The 18,080-nt window shown below is 61.9% G+C and carries 15 protein-coding genes; 10 read left to right on the top strand and 5 right to left on the bottom strand.

Features of this window, described 5'->3' with window-relative positions; translation table 11 throughout:
- Positions 1–24: 24 nt before the first annotated feature.
- The 4 genes from hslV to ACIPL0_RS01155 form a co-directional block, all read right to left on the bottom strand.
- Positions 25–555, bottom strand: coding sequence for an ATP-dependent protease subunit HslV (hslV, locus tag ACIPL0_RS01170; protein WP_037016051.1), 531 nt, complete (start codon positions 553–555; stop codon positions 25–27).
- A gap of 253 nt (positions 556–808) precedes the next feature.
- A complete protein-coding gene (locus ACIPL0_RS01165; protein WP_400594612.1) occupies positions 809–1,504 on the bottom strand; it encodes an SPOR domain-containing protein in 696 nt (231 codons plus the stop codon).
- A gap of 1 nt (position 1,505) precedes the next feature.
- On the bottom strand, positions 1,506–3,242 hold the full coding sequence (gene argS / locus ACIPL0_RS01160) for an arginine--tRNA ligase (protein ID WP_400594615.1): 1,737 nt from the start codon (positions 3,240–3,242) through the stop codon (positions 1,506–1,508).
- Between the two features lie 263 nt (positions 3,243–3,505).
- Positions 3,506–5,725 carry a primosomal protein N' gene (locus tag ACIPL0_RS01155; protein WP_400594618.1) on the bottom strand — a complete coding sequence of 740 codons (2,220 nt, stop codon included), beginning with the start codon at positions 5,723–5,725 and terminating at the stop codon, positions 3,506–3,508.
- Positions 5,726–5,893: 168 nt separating this feature from the next.
- On the opposite strand from ACIPL0_RS01155, the gene rpmE reads away from it, so the two are divergent.
- From rpmE to ACIPL0_RS01140, 3 genes are all read left to right on the top strand, one after another.
- On the top strand, positions 5,894–6,115 hold the full coding sequence (gene rpmE / locus ACIPL0_RS01150) for a 50S ribosomal protein L31 (RefSeq protein ID WP_400731262.1): 222 nt from the start codon (positions 5,894–5,896) through the stop codon (positions 6,113–6,115).
- 59 nt (positions 6,116–6,174) lie between these two features.
- The gene (locus ACIPL0_RS01145; RefSeq protein WP_400594624.1) at positions 6,175–6,942 is read left to right on the top strand and encodes a thermonuclease family protein; all 768 of its coding nucleotides are present in this window, start codon (positions 6,175–6,177) and stop codon (positions 6,940–6,942) included.
- A 179-nt stretch (positions 6,943–7,121) separates the two neighbouring features.
- Complete coding sequence (locus ACIPL0_RS01140) at positions 7,122–8,390, top strand: malic enzyme-like NAD(P)-binding protein (protein WP_400594627.1); 1,269 nt, start codon at positions 7,122–7,124, stop codon at positions 8,388–8,390.
- A gap of 252 nt (positions 8,391–8,642) precedes the next feature.
- Here ACIPL0_RS01140 and ACIPL0_RS01135 read toward each other — a convergent pair whose 3' ends face one another.
- The gene (locus tag ACIPL0_RS01135; protein ID WP_400731278.1) at positions 8,643–11,162 is read right to left on the bottom strand and encodes a penicillin-binding protein 1A; all 2,520 of its coding nucleotides are present in this window, start codon (positions 11,160–11,162) and stop codon (positions 8,643–8,645) included.
- A gap of 209 nt (positions 11,163–11,371) precedes the next feature.
- Here ACIPL0_RS01135 and ACIPL0_RS01130 point away from each other — a divergent pair, with 209 nt between their 5' ends.
- The 7 genes from ACIPL0_RS01130 to aroB all read left to right on the top strand — a co-directional run bounded on the left by ACIPL0_RS01130 (position 11,372) and on the right by aroB (position 18,072).
- The gene (locus ACIPL0_RS01130) at positions 11,372–12,436 is read left to right on the top strand and encodes a pilus assembly protein PilM (RefSeq protein ID WP_400594630.1); all 1,065 of its coding nucleotides are present in this window, start codon (positions 11,372–11,374) and stop codon (positions 12,434–12,436) included.
- Positions 12,436–13,017: a PilN domain-containing protein gene (locus ACIPL0_RS01125; RefSeq protein WP_400594633.1), complete on the top strand. Its 582-nt coding sequence runs from the start codon at positions 12,436–12,438 to the stop codon at positions 13,015–13,017. Before ACIPL0_RS01130 ends, ACIPL0_RS01125 begins: the two co-directional genes overlap by 1 nt.
- Positions 13,014–13,661, top strand: a complete 648-nt coding sequence (pilO, locus tag ACIPL0_RS01120; protein ID WP_400594636.1) for a type 4a pilus biogenesis protein PilO — start codon at positions 13,014–13,016, stop codon at positions 13,659–13,661. Before ACIPL0_RS01125 ends, pilO begins: the two co-directional genes overlap by 4 nt.
- Positions 13,658–14,185 (top strand): pilus assembly protein PilP, encoded by a 528-nt coding sequence (locus ACIPL0_RS01115; RefSeq protein ID WP_400594639.1) that lies wholly within the window; start codon positions 13,658–13,660, stop codon positions 14,183–14,185. The genes pilO and ACIPL0_RS01115 overlap by 4 nt, the downstream gene beginning before the upstream one ends.
- A gap of 53 nt (positions 14,186–14,238) precedes the next feature.
- Entirely contained in the window at positions 14,239–16,314 is a 2,076-nt protein-coding gene (pilQ, locus tag ACIPL0_RS01110; RefSeq protein WP_400594642.1) for a type IV pilus secretin PilQ, read from the top strand.
- Between the two features lie 4 nt (positions 16,315–16,318).
- Positions 16,319–16,837 (top strand): shikimate kinase AroK, encoded by a 519-nt coding sequence (gene aroK / locus ACIPL0_RS01105; protein WP_400594645.1) that lies wholly within the window; start codon positions 16,319–16,321, stop codon positions 16,835–16,837.
- A gap of 131 nt (positions 16,838–16,968) precedes the next feature.
- Positions 16,969–18,072 (top strand): 3-dehydroquinate synthase, encoded by a 1,104-nt coding sequence (aroB, locus tag ACIPL0_RS01100; RefSeq protein ID WP_400594647.1) that lies wholly within the window; start codon positions 16,969–16,971, stop codon positions 18,070–18,072.
- The last annotated feature ends 8 nt before the right edge of the window (positions 18,073–18,080 follow it).

The following is an 18,080-nucleotide window of genomic DNA, read 5'->3' as shown; positions in this document are numbered from 1 at the left end:
GATGAATTGCGGCTCCTGTCGGGCTTATTCGGCGAGGTCCTGCTCCTCAATGGTGATGTTGTGGTTGGTGAACACGCAGATGTCGCCGGCGATGTGCAGAGCGGTTTCAGCGATTTCCCGGGCCGAGAGTTCGGTCTTCAGCAGCAGTGCGCGGGCAGCGGCCTGGGCGAAGGCGCCACCGGAACCCATGGCGATCAGGCCGTCTTCGGGCTCAACGACGTCACCGTTGCCGGTAATGATCAGCGATGCGTCCTTGTTCGCCACAGCCAGCATGGCTTCCAGGCGACTCAGGGAACGGTCGGTACGCCAGTCCTTGGCCAGTTCGACGGCAGCACGCACGAGGTGGCCCTGGTGTTTTTCCAGTTGCGCTTCGAAACGCTCGAACAGAGTGAAAGCATCGGCGGTAGCGCCTGCAAAGCCGGCGATGACCTGGCCGTGATAGAGGCGACGGACCTTTTTGGCGTTGCCTTTCATGACGGTATTGCCCAGGGAAACCTGGCCGTCACCGGCCATGACGACTTTGCCTTGGCGGCGTACTGAAACGATGGTGGTCAAGGGGAGAGTCTCCACGCAGCGGGGCGAAAATGCCCTGATGCAAACCCATATGGGGGTAGGGACGGGTATTTCAACTGCGCGAGGATTTGGGGGATGAATGGCAGGGGGACAGGAGTTGTCTACGCGTGAACTGACAGGCCGCCGATCTGTAGGAGCCGGCTTGCTGGCGAACCCGCTGTGTCAGTCGACATTTTCGTCGCTGATCCACCGTATTCGCCAGCAAGCCGGCTCCCACAAGGGGGCATGTAAATCGTCAGCGACTCTGCCGCTGCTGCAGCAACAGGTTGCTGAACCCGCCACCGGCCAGTTGCTTCTGCGCGGTGGTCAGCTGTTCGCGGTTGCTGAACGGGCCGACCAGCACGCGGTACCAGGTTTCGTCCTTGACCGTGCCGGACTCCACTGTCGCGGTCTGGCCGAGCAGAATAATCTGCGCACGCACCTTCTCGGCATCGGCCTGTTTGCGGAACGAGCCGGCCTGCAGGAAGAACGTGGTCACCGGTGCCGGTTTCGCCACAGGTGGCGCCGGCGGTGGCGTCAGGCCGCTGAGGGCTGCCTGGGCGCGGGCGGTGTCGATCTTCGCCGCCTGTTCAGGGGTGACCGGCGTGGTTGGTGGTGCCACCACGGCAGGCGGCGTTTTCTCCGGCACCGCCTCGTTGGGCACGATGACCTCCGACTCCGGCAGCAGCGTGTAGAAATCGTACTTGGGCTTGACCGGCGCCGTCGGGCTCGGCGGCGTCTTGTTCGCTTCGGCAATTTTCGCTGCCTTGGCTTCGGCCTTGACCCGCTTGACGTCGTCGCCGCCACCGGGCTCCAGCTTCATCAGGAAAACGATGAAGGCGCCGACGGACAGGCCGATCGCCAGCCACAGCCAACCCGGAATCGGCTTCTTTGCGGGTGCCTCGTACCGGCTGGCGCCGCGCTTGGGAGCAGGTTTCTTTTTGACTGCCAAGTTACATACGCTCCAGAGTTTCCAGACCCAACAGTTGCAGGCCTTGCTTGAGAGTGCGGCCGGTCAGATGGGCGAGACGCAGGCGGCTTTGCTGTTGCTCGGGGTTCTCGGCGCTGAGGATCGGGCAGTTTTCGTAGAAGCTGGAGAACAGCCCGGCCAGATCGTACAGGTAGGCGCACAGCACGTGCGGCGTGCCTTTGTCGGCGACGTTGTTCAGGGTTTCGCCGAACTGCGCCAGGCGCGCAGCCAGATCCTGTTCCTGCGGGGCGTCCAGAATGATCTGGCCCTTGCTGGCGTCGAACGGCTGGCCGAGCTTGCGGAACACGCCGACCACGCGGGTGTAGGCGTACAGCAGGTACGGCGCGGTGTTGCCCTCGAAGCTCAGCATCTGGTCGAAGTTGAAGCTGTAATCGCTGGTGCGGTGCTTGGACAGGTCGGCGTATTTCACCGCACTGATACCCACGGCCTTGGCGATGGTGCGCAGTTCGTCTTCGGCCAGGTCCGGGTTCTTCTCTTTCACCAGCGCGTAGGCACGCTCTTCGGCTTCGTTCAGCAGGTCGACCAGCTTGACCGTGCCGCCATCGCGGGTCTTGAACGGACGGCCGTCGGCGCCGTTCATGGTGCCGAAGCCCATGTGTTCCATGTGCATGCCGTTGGTGACAAAACCGGCGCGCTGAGCGACGGCGAACACCTGGTTGAAGTGCAGGGCCTGGCGCTGGTCGACGAAGTACAGCGCGCGGTCGGCTTTCAGCACGTTGCTGCGGTAGCGCACGGCCGCCAGGTCAGTGGTGGCGTACAGGTAACCGCCGCCGGCCTTCTGCACGATGACCGGCAGCGGGTCGCCTTCGGCGTTCTTGAACTCATCGAGGAACACGCACTGCGCGCCGTTGCTCTCGACCAGCAGGCCGGCCTTTTTCAGGTCGGCAACCACGTTGGCCAGATCGTCGTTGTAGGCGCTTTCGCCCATGACGTCTTTCGGCGTCAGTTTGACGTTCAGGCGCTCGTAGACTTCCTGGCAGTGCGACAGCGAGATGTCCTTGAAGCGGGTCCACAGGCTCAGGCACTCCGGATCACCGGCCTGCAGCTTGACCACCAGACCACGGGCGCGCTCGGCGAACTCTTCGGATTCGTCGAAACGGCCTTTGGCGGCGCGGTAGAAGTTCTCCAGGTCAGACAGTTCGTCGCTGGTGGCCGGGGTTTCCTGCAGATAGGCCAGCAGCATGCCGAACTGGGTGCCCCAGTCGCCGACGTGGTTTTGCCGGATCACGGTGTCGCCGAGGAATTCCAGCACGCTGGCGACGCCGTCACCGATGATGGTCGAGCGCAGGTGGCCGACGTGCATCTCTTTGGCCAGGTTTGGCGCCGACAGGTCGACCACCACACGTTGGGCCGGACCGTTCTTGCGCACCGACAGGGTGGCATCGGCCAGCGCTTCGTCGAGACGCGAGGCCAGGGCCTGGGTGTTCTGGAAGAAATTGAGGAAGCCGGGGCCGGCGATGTCGACCTTGCTGATCTGTTCGTCAGCCGGCAGCGCGGCGACGATTTTCTCGGCCAGATCGCGTGGCTTCATGCCCGCAGGCTTGGCCAGCATCATCGCGATGTTGCTGGCGAAGTCGCCGTTCTTCTTGTCCTTGGCGTTTTCCACCTGGATCGCCGGCGTCAGCCCTTCCGGCAATACGCCTTCGGTGACGAGTTGGCTCAGAGCTTGTTGGATCAGCTGGCGAATGGTGTCTTTCATGATGCTCTCTTTCGACCGCAAGCGCGGCAGCGCTTCGATGCGCGGGTGGAAAAACTGGGCATTATCCGTTGCTGGAGCCACCTTGCCAACCGCGTTGGATGCGCGGTTGTGAATCTTCATCCTTGCGGGGCGAGCTTTCCTTTCATGGTGTCCGGCCTGATGCTGCTGCGGTGGATAACGCACCGCTATCGCGAGCAAGCTCACTCCTACAAGTCGCCGCAGTCATTGTAGGAGTGAGCTTGCTCGCGATGAGGGCGGCAGGATCAATACAAATCCACCGGATCCACATCCAGCGACCAGCGCACCTGGCGCCCGCTCGGCATGCTCTCCAGTGCCAGCAGCCAGGTCGCCAACAGCTTGTGCAGCGGTGCTCGCGCGTTGGCCTGAATCAGTAATTGCGCGCGGTAACGACCGGCCCGACGCTCCATCGGAGCCGGAACCGGGCCCAACAGTTCAATCCCACCCAGCGCCATTTCCTTGAGCAAATGCTCGGCTTCTGTGCACGCCTCGTCGAGAAAACCCTCGGCCTGCCCCGGTTTGTGGGCTTCGGCACGCAACAGTGCCAGATGAGAAAACGGCGGCAGCCCGGCGGCGCGGCGTTCGCTCAGGGCCTGTTCGGCGAAGGCGAAATAGCCCTGCTCGGTCAGTTGCACCAGCAGCGGGTGCTCGGCCAGGTGAGTCTGAATGATCACCTTGCCCGGCTCTTCGGCACGTCCGGCGCGTCCCGCCACCTGCACGATCAGTTGCGCCATGCGCTCGCTGGCGCGGAAGTCGCCGGAAAACAGCCCGCCGTCGGCATCGAGGATCGACACCAGCGTCACCCGGGGGAAGTGGTGCCCTTTGGCAAGCATCTGCGTGCCGACCAGAATGCACGGCTGGCCTTTCTGAATCGTGGCGAACAGCTGGTTCATCGCGTCCTTGCGCGAAGTGCTGTCGCGGTCGACGCGCAGCACCGGATAGTCAGGGAACAGAATCGCCAGACGTTCCTCGGCACGCTCGGTGCCTGCACCGACCGGGCGCAGATCGACCTTGCCGCAGGCCGGGCAATTGCGCGGCACTCGCTCGACATGCCCGCAATGATGGCAGCGCAACTCGCCGGAGCGCTGATGCACCGTCATGCGCGCATCGCAGCGCTGGCATTCCGACAGCCAGCCACAGTCGTGACACAGCAGGGTGGGCGCAAACCCCCGGCGATTGAGGAACACCAACACCTGTTGGCCCGCCGCCAGAGTCTGGCCGATGGCCTGCTGCATGGGGCCGGAAATGCCGCTGTCCAGCGGCCGGCTCTTGACGTCCAGGCGCAAGAAGCGCGGCTGCTGGGCGCCACCAGCCCGCTGATTCAGGCGCAGCAGGGCGTAGCGACCGGTGTGGGCGTTGTGCAGGCTTTCCAGCGACGGCGTGGCCGAACCCAGCACGATGGGGATGTCTTCTTGCCGTGCGCGCACCAGCGCCAGGTCGCGGGCGTGGTAGCGCAGGCCTTCCTGCTGTTTATAGGAACCGTCGTGTTCTTCATCGATGATGATCAGGCCGGGGTTCTTCATCGGCGTGAACAGCGCCGAGCGCGTGCCGATGATGATGTCGGCCTCGCCATCGCGGGCAGCCAGCCAGGCGTCCAGCCGTTCGCGGTCGTTGACCGCCGAGTGCAGCAGGGCGATGCGGGCGTTGAAGCGTTGCTCGAAACGCGCCAGGGTCTGCGGGCCGAGGTTGATTTCCGGGATCAGCACCAGCGCCTGCTTGCCGGCTTCCAGGGTTTCGCGGATCAGTTGCAGGTAGACCTCGGTCTTGCCACTGCCGGTCACTCCCGCGAGCAAGGATGCATGGAAACTGCCAAAGCCTGCGCGAATGGCCTCATAGGCGGCGCGTTGCTCGCTGTTGAGCGGCAGTTCCGGCTGCGCCAGCCAGTGTTCATGGCGCTCGGTCGGCGCATGCCCGCGCACTTCCACGGTGACCAGTTCCTTGGCCAGCAGCAGGTTCAGGCTCTCGCGGTTGAGCATCAGCTTGCTCAGCAGTTGATGCGCCACGCCGTGGGGGTGCTGGGCCAGGGTTTTCAGTGCTTCTTTCTGCTTGGGCGCGCGGGCGATGCGCGGGTCATCGACGCTGGCGCCTTCGGCGATCTGCCAGAAACGTTCCTGTCGCACCTCGGCGGGCTCGCCCTGACGCAGCAACACCGGCAGCGCCCAACTCAACGTGTCGCCAAGGCTGTGCTGGTAGTACTGCGCGGTCCACAGGCACAGCTTGAACAGCGCGGGGGGCAGCGGCGCCTGGTTGTCCAGCAGGGCGATGGCCGGCTTGAGCTTGTCGGCCGGCACTTCGCTGTGGTCGGTGACCTCCACCAGAATGCCGATCATCTCGCGACGGCCAAACGGCACCCGCAGGCGCATGCCCGGCTGCAAGGCGCTGCGCGGGACACCGGCGGGGGCGCGGTAGTCGAACAGGCGACGCAGCGGCGAAGGCAGGGCGAGGCGCAAGATGGCGTCGGGCACGCGGGGGATATCCTGTTACGGCGTATGACGAAGGCCGCGATCTTAACAGACGACCGGCGTCAGCGTTCCCTTGCGTCATTTGCGTCTTCTGTTAATATGCGCGGCCTAATTCCGTGCGGTATTCAACAATAGTGTTGGGTGGCGGCACGCTAGCCTGAGGAAATATCCATGAAAGCTGATATCCATCCAGTTTACGAAGCCGTTGACGCAACCTGCAGCTGTGGCAACGTCATCAAAACCCGTTCCACTCTGGCCAAGCCTCTGAGCCTGGACGTGTGCAACGAGTGCCACCCGTTCTACACCGGTAAGCAGAAGACTCTGGACGCCGGCGGCCGTGTTGACCGCTTCAAGTCGCGTTTCGGTGCTTTCGGCGCTGCTAAAGCGAAGTAAGAGTGGCTATTCTGGATCGCTCTCCGAGCTGTTCCGGGCTACTGAAAAAGGCGTCCCTTGTGGGCGCCTTTTTTGTGCCCGCGATCTGGCTGTCCACTGCCAGCGCCCTGTGTTCGGCGCCGGCGTCCTTGCCCACGGCTCAGGTTCAGCGGGTGGTCGATGGCGACACCCTGCGTCTGAGTGACGGGCGCAGCGTGCGCATGATTGGACTGAATGCGCCAGAAACTGGCAAAAAAGGTCAGTCGGCACAGCCCTTTGCCGAAGCGGCCAAGCGCCGTCTGCAAACGCTTGTGGACGAAAGTGACGGGCAGGTGCAGCTGCGGGTCGGCGAGCAGGCCGCCGATCATTACGGGCGCACACTGGCCAACGTCTACGGCCGTAATGGCGCCAACCTCGAGGCGCAATTGCTGTCGGAGGGGCTGGGTTATCTGGTAGCTGTCGCGCCCAACGTCGCGTTGGTGAGCTGTCAGCAGGCGGCGGAAAACACCGCTCGTCAGGCCGGGCTGGGTCTGTGGCGCAATTCGCCAGTGCAATCGGCGGATCAGATCAATGCCGGAGGCTTTGCCGTGGTGTCCGGGCGGGTCGACGATGTACAGCGTAATGGTGGTGGCGCGTGGATCGAGCTGCAGGGCGGGCTGGTGCTGCGCATTGCGCCTGAGTTGCTGAGCCAGTTCGATGTTGCGTCGCTGCAACGGCTCCAGGGCAAGCAGATCGAGGCGCGCGGCTGGGTCGTCGACCGTTCGCGGCGCGGCGGTCTCAAGTCGGGGCAGTCGCGCTGGATGATGCCGATCACTTATCCGGTGATGTTGAATACAAACATCAAATAAATTTGTAGACAATATTCCGCTTTATTGTGATAACTGACGTCGCTGTGTCTCGTCGCTCTACGCTGAAAGTCGTAGAAGCGACCTCTTGACACAGGTGACTCGTCAGTCTTGTTAGGACTTTCTGAGTTGCGTATGCTCCTCGGTCCGTCTGTCCAACAGCAAAAAAGCGGAATGCCCCCATGTCAGATTTGAAAACTGCCGCTCTCGAATATCACGCCAATCCCCGTCCGGGAAAACTGAGCGTCGAACTCACCAAGGCCACCGCTACAGCACGCGATCTGTCGCTGGCTTACAGCCCGGGCGTCGCTGAGCCGGTCCGCGAAATCGGTCGCGATCCTGAACTGGCCTACAAATACACCGGCAAGGGCAATCTGGTAGCGGTCATCTCCGATGGCACCGCGATCCTCGGCCTGGGCAACCTCGGCCCGCTGGCTTCCAAGCCGGTCATGGAAGGCAAGGGCGTGCTGTTCAAGCGCTTCGCCGGCATCGACGTGTTCGACATCGAAGTCGACTCGGAAAGCCCGCAAGCGTTCATCGACACCGTCAAGCGCATCTCCATCACTTTCGGTGGCATCAACCTGGAAGACATCAAGGCACCTGAGTGCTTCGAGATCGAAAAGGCCCTGATCGAACAGTGCGACATCCCGGTTTTCCACGATGACCAGCACGGTACTGCGATCGTGACCGCAGCCGGCATGATCAACGCTCTGGAAATCGCCGGCAAAACCCTGGAAGAGGCGAAGATCGTCTGCCTGGGCGCCGGTGCCGCGGCCATCTCCTGCATGAAACTGCTGGTGAGCATGGGCGCGAAGATCGAAAACATCTTCATGATCGACCGTAACGGTGTGGTGCACGCCGACCGTTCCGATCTGAACCAGTACAAGGCGCAGTTCGCCCACGCGACCGACAAGCGCACCCTGGCCGACGCTCTGGACGGTGCTGACGTGTTCGTTGGCCTGTCCGGCCCGAACCTGCTGAGCCCGGAAGGCCTGAAGTCGATGGCGGCTAACCCGATCGTGTTCGCCTGCTCCAACCCGGATCCGGAAATCTCGCCAGAGCTGGCTCATGCCACGCGCAGCGACGTGATCATGGCAACCGGCCGTTCGGACTACCCGAACCAGGTCAACAACGTACTGGGCTTCCCGTTCATCTTCCGCGGTGCTCTGGACGTTCGCGCCAAGCGCATCAACGAAGAAATGAAGATCGCTGCGGCCAACGCCCTGCGCGAACTGGCCAAGCTGCCGGTGCCACAGGAAGTCTGCGACGCCTACGGCGGCATCAAGCTGGAATTCGGTCGTGAGTACATCATCCCGAAACCACTGGACGTGCGCCTGCTGGAAGTCGTTTCCGATGCCGTTGCCAAGGCAGCCATCGAAAGCGGCGTAGCGACCCAGCCGTATCCGAAGCACTACCCGCTGAAAAGCGTGGATGAAGTGTTCAACGGCTAAAAACAGTCGCCCATGAAAAACCCGGCCATGTGCCGGGTTTTTTTATGGGCTTAACACCGTTGCCGTGTAGGAGTGAGCTTGCTCGCGATGGCGTCCGTTCGGCCGCTTCGCAGGTGTCTGATACTCGGCAATCGCGAGCAAGCTCACTCCTGCAGTTCAGTGCGTTCCATTCTGTAGCAGTCCGGCTTGCGGTCGGTGGCGTTCGTAATGTCGCTACCGCCGGCAAGCCGGACTGCTACAAGGTGCTCGCCGTCAGAACAAATCGATCGGCGCCGATTCGTCTGCTGGCAAAGGCGTGCCCGGGGCGCGTGCAGGTCCACCGGGCGGGTTGCCCGGAATGCCGCCAGGTGCGCCACCACCCAGTTCGTTGACGCTTGGAGGCATGTCTTCGTTCTTGAACAGCTCGAAGAATGCATTCGGCGTGCTCGGTGAGGCCAGGCGACCACTGAACGGATCGATCCGCAGGTTGAGAATGCCATCAGGCTCGGCCTGGACATGGGGCGGCTTGTCTTTCAGCGCCGCGCTCATGTATTTCATCCAGATCGGCAGCGCCACGGTGCCGCCGAACTCCTTGTGGCCAAGGCTTTCCGGCTGGTCGAAGCCGGTCCAGACCGTGGTCACGTAGTCGCCGTTGTAGCCGGAGAACCAGGCGTCCTTGGAGTCGTTGGTGGTACCTGTCTTGCCGGCGATGTCCGGGCGGTTCATCGCCAGCGCACGACGACCGGTGCCGCGCTTGATCACGTCCTGCAGCATGCTATTGAGGATGTAGGTGGTGCGGCCATCGACGATGCGCTCGGCCACGACCGGTGCCGGTGCTACAGCGCCGCTGCTGTCCAGTGCGTTAGGCGCGGCGTTGGTGGTCAGCGCAGGCGTCTGCGGTGCAGCGAAGGTCGAGGCATCGCTGAGCGCGGTTTCGCTGACGGCTTTCGGGTTCGGGTCGTTGGCCGGAACGGTCGCCGGGTTGGCAACGAACAGGGTCTTGCCCTCGCGGTCCTCGATCTTGTCGATCAGGAACGGATTGACCTTGTAGCCGCCGTTGGCGAAGGCGCTCCAGCCACTGACGATTTCCATCGGCGTCAGTGTGGCGGTGCCCAGGGCCAGCGACAGGTTCGGCGGCAGATCCTGCTTGTTGAAGCCGAAGCGGGTGATGTAGTTGATCGTCGAGTTGACGCCCAGGCTCTGCAGCAGGCGGATCGATACCAGGTTACGCGACTTGTACAGCGCTTCGCGCAGGCGGATCGGGCCGAGGAAAGTGCCGGTGTCGTTCTTCGGTCGCCAGACCTTGTCGATCGCTTCGTCGACGAACACGATCGGCGCATCGTTGACCAGGCTGGCAGCGGTGTAGCCACTGTCCAGCGCTGCCGAGTAGATGAACGGCTTGAAGCTCGAACCCGGTTGACGCTTGGCCTGCATGGCGCGGTTGTAGTTGCTCTGTTCGAAGGCGAAGCCACCGACCAGTGCGCGGATCGCGCCGTTATGCGGATCCAGCGACACCAGCGCGCCTTGCGCTTGCGGGATCTGGCTGAATTTCAGCGAGTTGTCGGCCTGGCGTTGCACGCGGATCAGGTCGCCGACGTGGGACACGTCCGATGGCTGCCGTGGCGAGGCGCCAGCGGTGTTGGTGTTCAGGAACGGGCGCGCCCATTTCATGCTGTCCCAAGCAACGGTTTCTTCCTTCTCGCCGTTGCGGGTCAGGACGTGCAGGCCTTTGGCGTCGACCTGAGTGACGATGGCTGGCTCCAGGCCGCTGATCGGACGTTGCTTGCTCAGTTCCTGCACCCAGCCGTCGCGGGTCTGGCCGGAGAAGCGGCTTTCCGGGCCACGGTAGCCGTGACGCTGGTCGTATTCGATCAGGCCGTCCTGCACCGCCTTGTTGGCGTCTTCCTGCAAATCGCTCGGTACGGTGGTGGTGACGCGGAAGCCTTCTGTGTAGGCTTCGCTGCCGTAGCGACCGACCATTTCGGCACGGGCCATCTCGGCGATGTACGGCGCGTTCACTTCCGGACTCTGGACGTGGTAGCTGGCGTTGATCGGCTCGGCGAGGGCGGTCTGGTAAGTGTTCTGGTCGATCTTGCCCAGTTTGAACATGCGGCCCAGAATCCAGTCGCGGCGCTCTTTGGCGCGGACCGGGTTGGCCAGTGGGTTGAATCGTGACGGTGCCTTGGGCAGGCCGGCAATCATGGCCATCTGCGCGACGCTCAGGTCACGGATGGATTTGCCGTAGTACACCTGCGCTGCGGCCTCGATACCGTAGGCGCGGTTACCCAGATAGATCTTGTTGACGTACAGCTCGAGAATCTCGTCCTTGGTAAGTTGGCGCTCGATTTGCAAGGCCAGGAGAATCTCGGTGGTTTTTCGTGAGAAGCTGCGCTCGCTGGTCAGGAAGTAGTTCTTCGCGACCTGCATGGTGATGGTCGAGCCGCCGGACTGAATGTGGCCGCTCTTGACCAGCTGGCTGGCGGCGCGCATCAGGCTGCTGGGGTCGACGCCGTAATGGTTGGCGAAATTGTCGTCTTCGGCCGAGAGCAGCGCATGAATGAAGTTGGGCGGAATGTCGGCGAAACGGATGGGAGAACGGCGCATTTCACCGAATTCGGCAATCAGTTTGCCATCGCTGCTGTATACCCTCAGCGGGATCTGCAGCTGGATGTTGCGCAGGGCATCAACCGAAGGCAGATTCGGGGCGAGGTAAAGGAAGGCACCGCTCAAACCGAGCAGCAGCCCGCAGACGATAGCGACGAGGGACCACCAGAAAAACTTCAGCAGGCGTATCAAGGCTTTTGGATTTCCAGGAAAAAGAATGGGTTAAGCGCAGGCATTCACAAATGAACACGCCTTGAAGCTTTGCTACACGAAAAAAACGCTGGGCATTATAAGCATTTTTCGTCGCCGAGCGTTATTTGCGCTACTGTCAAGGCTGCCGACAGTGGTGTTGGACAAAAAAATATCCGTAAGTGACGGAAAGGCATAGGGAATCGGTTGTGTTCGAACTCTTTAGTAAGAAGGCCAATACCCTTCTAGGGATCGATATTAGCTCCACCTCGGTAAAACTCCTTGAACTGAGTCGTTCCGGTACCCGCTACAAGGTCGAGTCTTACGCGGTCGAGCCGCTGCCCGCCAACGCAGTGGTCGAGAAGAACATTGCCGAGCTGGAAGGGGTCGGCAATGCGTTGACGCGTGTGCTGGTCAAGGCCAAGAGCAACGTCAAAATCGCGGCGGTAGCGGTCGCCGGCTCTGCGGTCATTACCAAATCGATCGAGATGGACGCCGGGCTCTCCGATGATGAAATGGAGAACCAGCTCAAGATCGAGGCCGATCAGTACATTCCCTATCCGCTGGAAGAAGTCGCCATCGACTTCGAGGTCCAGGGCTATTCGGCGCGCAACCCCGAGCGGGTTGAAGTGCTGCTGGCTGCCTGCCGCAAGGAAAACGTCGAAGTTCGCGAGGCTGCGCTGGCGCTGGCCGGACTTACCGCGCGAGTGGTTGACGTCGAGGCCTATGCGCTGGAGCGCTCCTTCGGTCTGCTGTCGGCGCAGCTGGGGCAGGATCACGACCAGCTGACGGTCGCGGTGATCGACATCGGCGCGACCATGACCACCCTCAGCGTGCTGCACAACGGCCGCATCATCTACACCCGCGAGCAACTGTTCGGCGGGCGTCAGCTCACTGAAGAGATCCAGCGCCGCTACGGCCTGTCCCTCGGCGAGGCGGGTCTTGCCAAGAAACAGGGCGGCCTGCCGGACGACTACATGCTGGAAGTGCTGCAGCCGTTCAAGGATGCCGTGGTTCAGCAGGTCTCCCGTTCCCTGCAGTTCTTCTTCGCCGCTGGGCAATACAACCGCGTCGATTACATCATGCTGGCCGGTGGTACTGCTTCCATCGCCGGGCTGGATCGTCTGATTCAGGAGCGTCTGGGCACGCCGACCATGGTCGCCAACCCTTTTGCCGACATGGCCCTGAGCGCCAAGGTCAATGCCGGTGCGCTGGCCAGTGATGCGCCGGCTCTGATGATCGCCTGTGGTCTGGCCTTGAGGAGCTTCGACTGATGGCACGGATCAACTTACTGCCCTGGCGTGAACAACTGCGCGAAGAGCGCAAGAAGCGTTTCCTGCTGGCCCTGGCCGGTGTTCTGGTTGTCGGCATCGGTGCGATTCTGCTGGCTGATCAATATTTGAGCAGTGCCATCAGCCACCAGAATGCGCGCAATCAGTACATCAAGACCGAAATCGTCCAGCTGGATGCGCGGATCAAGGAAATCAGCGAGCTCAAGACCCGCCGCAAGCAGTTGCTCGAACGGATGAAAATCATCCAGGACCTGCAGGGCAACCGGCCGATCATCGGGCGGATTTTCGATCAACTGGCGCGGACGCTGCCCGATGGCGTGTATTTCAACGAAGTGAAGATGACCGACAAGCTGATCAGCATTTCCGGTGCGGCCGAGTCGAACAACCGTGTTTCCGACCTGCTGCGCAATCTGGACGCGTCCGACTGGCTGGAGGCGCCGAGCCTGACCGAGGTGAAGGCCAACAGCGCCGCTGGTTCGGTCGACCAGTCCAACTCCTTCCAGTTGACCGTGCGTCAGACGCAGCCTGCGGCTGATCCCGTGGTGCAGGGGGGCAAGCCATGAATGTGAACGAATGGCTGGACAGCCTGCGCAAGATCGATATCAACGATCTGGACGTCAACAACCTGGGTTCGTGGCCTGCGGCGGTGAAAACCATCGCGGGTGCGCTGTTGCTGGTACTGGTGCTGGCGCTCGGGTACTTCTTCTACATCCAGGACATGCAGGCCCAGCTCGATCAGGCCCGCGCGGACGAGACCACGCTCAAGGAGCAGTTCTCCACCAAGGCCTATCAGGCCGCCAACCTCAACGCCTACAAGACCCAGATGGTCGAGATGGAAAACACCTTCGGTGCCTTGCTGCGGCAACTGCCCAGCGATACTGAAGTGCCCGGTCTGCTGGAAGACATCACTCGCACGGGGCTGGGCAGCGGGCTGGAGTTCGAAGAGATCAAGCTGCTGCCGGAAGCGGCCCAGCAGTTCTATATCGAGCTGCCGATCCAGATCACGGTCACCGGCACCTATCACGACCTGGCGACCTTCGTCAGCGGCGTGGCCGGCTTGCCGCGCATCGTCACGCTGCATGACTTCGAGATCAAACCGGTGGACGCCAAGTCGCCGGGCAAGCTGCGCATGAGCATTCTGGCCAAGACCTATCGCTACAACGACAAGGGCCTTCAGAACATCGATAACAAAGGAACGGCGAAATGAGCGCGGTGCGTTGGTTGTGCATCGGCGTGGCGCTGATGGGGCTTGCGGGCTGTGACAGCTCCAGCGAGTTCGACGATCTGAAACAATTCATGAGTGACGTGCGCGCCCGTCCGGTCGGTGCTATCGAGCCCATGCCGAAGTTCCGGCCCTACGAGGCGTTCACCTATGCGGCTGCGAGTCTGCGCAGCCCGTTCCAGCCGCCGATCAAGGTCGATCTGGTCAACCGCCAGAAAGGCTCGCGGCTGGTGCAGCCTGATCCGGCGCGGGTCAAGCAATTCCTCGAAGGCTTCAATATCGACGGTTTCGACATGGTCGGCACGTTGAGCAACGAAACCGGCATGTTCGCGCTGTTGCGCGGTGCGGGTGGCGTCCATCGGGTCAAGGTCGGTGATTATCTGGGTCGCAACGACGGCCGGATCGTCGCGATCACCGAGTCGGCAGTACAGGTGGTGGAAATCGTTCCCGATGGCGAAGGCGCGTGGCTTGAACGACCGCGCACCATTTCGCTCAAGGAGCGTTCATGAAGACGGCAAGCAAGCGAAACACCTTCGGATCGGCACAGTGGTGGAATGTGAACATGACTAGGATTCTTTCGATTATCGGCGTATCGCTATGGATGGCGATGCTTTCACCGATTCTCCAGGCGGCCAACCTCAAGACGCTGGATGTCGCCGCATTGCCGGGGGATCGGGTCGAATTGAAACTGTCCTTCGACGGCCCGGTGGCAGCGCCGCGAGGTTATACCACCGAGCAGCCGGCGCGGATCGCCCTGGATCTGCCGGGCGTGACCAGCCGTCTGGCGGTCAAGAGCCGTGACCTCGGCTCGGGCAATGCCCACAGCGTGGTGGTGGTCGAAGCCAAGGACCGCACCCGGGTGATTATCAACCTGACCACGCTGGCGCCTTACAGCTCGCGGGTCGAAGGTAACAATCTGTTCGTCGTGGTCGGCCAGGGCGCCGCTGCCGCGCAAGGTTCGCAACCGAGCACCGCACAGGGTGCGCCGCGTGTCAGTGTGCCGCCGGCATCGGTCAGCGCCGCTCCCCGCGCTTATACGCCGGGTCCGCGTGCGGTGAAGAATGTCGACTTCCAGCGCGGTGAGCTGGGTGAAGGCAATGTGGTCATCGAGCTGAGCGATGCAGGCATTGCGCCGGATATCCAGGAGCAGGGCGGCAAGATCCGTGTCGACTTCGCCCGTACGCAATTGCCCGAGCCGCTGCGTGTACGTCTGGACGTGAAGGATTTCGCCACGCCGGTGCAGTTCGTCAATTCCAGTGTCAGCGGCGACAAGGCGAGCATTTCCATCGAGCCGTCCGGTGCCTTCGACTATTCCGCCTACCAGACCGAAAACAAGCTGACCATCAGCGTGCGTCCGCTGACCAACGAAGATCTTGAGCGGCGTAACGCGGAGAAGCTGGTGTACACCGGTGAGAAGCTGTCGCTGAACTTTCAGGACATCGATGTGCGCTCGGTGCTGCAGCTGATTGCCGACTTCACCAACCTCAACCTGGTTGCCAGTGACACGGTTCAAGGCGGTATCACCCTGCGTCTGCAGAACGTGCCGTGGGATCAGGCGCTGGATCTGGTGCTTAAAACCAAGGGGCTGGACAAGCGCAAGATCGGCAACGTGTTGCTGGTGGCGCCAGCCGACGAGATCGCTGCGCGCGAACGTCAGGAGCTGGAATCGCTCAAGCAGATTTCCGAACTGGCGCCGCTGCGTCGCGAGCTGCTGCAGGTCAACTACGCCAAGGCAGCCGACATCGCCAAGCTGTTCCAGTCGGTGACCAGTGGCGAGTCCAAGACCGACGAGCGTGGCTCGATCACGGTCGATGAGCGCACCAACAACATCATTGCCTACCAGACCCAGGACCGCCTGGACGAACTGCGTCGCATCGTCTCGCAGCTGGACATCCCGGTGCGTCAGGTGATGATCGAGGCGCGCATCGTCGAAGCCAACGTCGATTACGACAAGGCCTTGGGCGTGCGTTGGGGCGGTTCTGCGGCCCGCGGCAACTTTGTCGGTGGCGGCGCCGGTACCGTCAGCGGTGCCAACGCAACCAACGGCCCCTACGTCGACATGGGCGTATCGGACGCGACATCGACCATCGGTCTGGGTTTCGTGACCAACAACACGCTGCTGGACCTCGAACTGAGTGCCATGGAAAAAACCGGTAACGGCGAGGTGGTTTCGCAGCCGAAGGTGGTCACCTCGGACAAGGAAACCGCGAAAATCCTGAAAGGTACCGAGGTTCCGTATCAGGAGGCCAGCTCCAGTGGCGCGACGTCGGTGTCGTTCAAGGAAGCTTCGCTGTCGCTGGAAGTGACGCCGCAGATCACCCCGGACAACCGCATCATCATGGAAGTGAAAGTCACCAAGGACGAACCTGACTACGTCAACACCGTCCTGGGCGTGCCGCCGATCAAGAAGAACGAAGTCAACGCCAAGGTGCTGGTTTCCGACGGCGAGACCATCGTAATTGGTGGTGTGTTCTCCAATACGCAGAGTAAAGTCGTCGACAAGGTGCCATTTTTGGGCGATGTGCCGTATGTTGGCCGCCTTTTCCGGCGGGATGTGGTCTCGGAGAAAAAATCCGAGCTGTTGGTGTTCCTCACTCCGCGTATCATGAACAACCAGGCGATTGCTGTGAGTCGTTGATTCTGTGCGAAATTTAATACTTGTGGGACCGATGGGGGCTGGCAAAAGCACCATCGGTCGCCTGCTGGCCAAAGAGCTTCGACTGCCGTTCAAGGATTCCGACAAGGAAATCGAGCTGAGAACAGGTGCCAATATCCCATGGATCTTCGACAAGGAAGGAGAAGCGGGCTTTCGTGATCGCGAGCAGGCCATGATTGCCGAGCTTTGCGCCGCTGATGGCGTGGTGCTGGCAACGGGTGGGGGCGCCGTCATGCGCGAAGAAAACCGTCGTGCCCTGCATGCCGGTGGCCGAGTGGTCTATCTGCATGCCTCCGTTGAACAGCAGGTAGGGCGTACGGCGCGTGACCGTAACCGCCCCCTGCTGCGCACCGCGGACCCGGCAAAGGTGCTGCGCGACCTGCTGGCGATCCGTGATCCGCTGTACCGGGAAATCGCCGATGTCATCATCGAGACCGATGAGCGGCCGCCGCGCATGGTGGTTCTTGACATCCTGGCCCTGTTGGCAGAGCTTCCTCCCCGTTAAAGCGCAGGCGGAAATGCGCTATTCTCGGCGACCATAAAAAGCAGGGCCGACCCAAGGTCCTGCGCCCTGGCCCGTGCCGACTCCCACGAGTGCGCGCACCGGCGTCCAATTGTTAAACAGTGTGGGGACACATGCAGACACTCAAGGTCGAGCTTGGCGAGCGCAGCTACCCGATTCATATTGGCGAAGGCTTGTTGGATCGGCCTGAACTGCTCACGCCATACATCGCCGGCAAGCAGGTGGCGATCGTTTCCAACAGCACGGTCGCGCCGCTGTACATGGAGCGCCTGCGCAAGACGCTGGCGGGCTATAACGTTCTGCCGATCGTCCTTCCGGACGGCGAAGCCTTCAAGAACTGGGAAACCCTGCAAACCATCTTCGACGCGCTGTTGACCGCACGGCACGACCGCCGGACCACGGTGATCGCTCTGGGCGGCGGCGTGATCGGTGACATGGCCGGCTTTGCTGCCGCCTGTTACCAGCGTGGGGTCGACTTCATTCAGGTGCCGACCACGCTGTTGTCGCAAGTAGACTCCTCGGTGGGCGGCAAGACCGGGATCAACCATCCGCTGGGCAAGAACATGGTCGGCGCGTTCTACCAGCCCAATGCCGTGCTGATCGACACCGCTTCGCTCAACAGTCTGCCGGCGCGCGAGCTGTCGGCTGGGCTGGCGGAAGTCATCAAATACGGTCTGATTTGTGACGAACCTTTCCTGACCTGGCTCGAAGAGCATATGGATCGTCTGCGCGGGCTTGATCAAGCCGCGCTGACCACCGCCATCGAACGCTCCTGCGCGGCCAAAGCGGCCGTCGTCGGTGCCGACGAGCGAGAATCGGGTGTTCGTGCCACGCTGAATCTGGGTCACACCTTCGGTCATGCCATCGAAACCCACATGGGCTATGGCGTCTGGCTGCACGGTGAAGCAGTTGCCGCCGGTACGGTGATGGCGCTGGAGATGTCGGCGCGCCTGGGCTGGATCAGCGAGCAGGAACGTGATCGTGGCATCCGTCTGTTTCAGCGTGCCGGCCTGCCGGTCGTGCCGCCTGAAGACATGACCCCGGAGCATTTCCTCGAGCACATGGCGGTGGACAAGAAGGTGATCGACGGTCGCTTGCGCCTGGTGCTGTTGCGCCACATGGGCGAGGCGGTGGTGACTGACGAATATCCAAAAGAAGTACTACAGGCCACACTGGTTGCGGACTACCGCGCCCTGGTGGATCAGCTTAGAGGTTAATGAAAAAT

The organism is Pseudomonas sp. NPDC090208, assembly GCF_044746785.1.
In the GTDB taxonomy this organism is placed as follows: Bacteria; Pseudomonadota; Gammaproteobacteria; order Pseudomonadales; family Pseudomonadaceae; genus Aquipseudomonas.
Note: the sequence above shows the minus strand (reverse complement) of the source record. Positions and strands in the feature narration are given on the sequence as shown.

Bases quoted from the DNA above. Each gene is read 5' to 3' on its own strand.
- rpmE (WP_400731262.1), top strand. From the start codon at position 5,894: ATGAAAGCTGATATCCATCCAGTTTACGAAGCCGTTGACGCAACCTGC.
- ACIPL0_RS01140 (WP_400594627.1), top strand. From the start codon at position 7,122: ATGTCAGATTTGAAAACTGCCGCTCTCGAATATCACGCCAATCCCCGT.
- ACIPL0_RS01115 (WP_400594639.1), top strand. From the start codon at position 13,658: ATGAGCGCGGTGCGTTGGTTGTGCATCGGCGTGGCGCTGATGGGGCTT.
- pilQ (WP_400594642.1), top strand. From the start codon at position 14,239: ATGACTAGGATTCTTTCGATTATCGGCGTATCGCTATGGATGGCGATG.
- aroB (WP_400594647.1), top strand. From the start codon at position 16,969: ATGCAGACACTCAAGGTCGAGCTTGGCGAGCGCAGCTACCCGATTCAT.
- ACIPL0_RS01125 (WP_400594633.1), top strand. From the start codon at position 12,436: ATGGCACGGATCAACTTACTGCCCTGGCGTGAACAACTGCGCGAAGAG.
- pilO (WP_400594636.1), top strand. From the start codon at position 13,014: ATGAATGTGAACGAATGGCTGGACAGCCTGCGCAAGATCGATATCAAC.
- argS (WP_400594615.1), bottom strand. From the start codon at position 3,242: ATGAAAGACACCATTCGCCAGCTGATCCAACAAGCTCTGAGCCAACTC.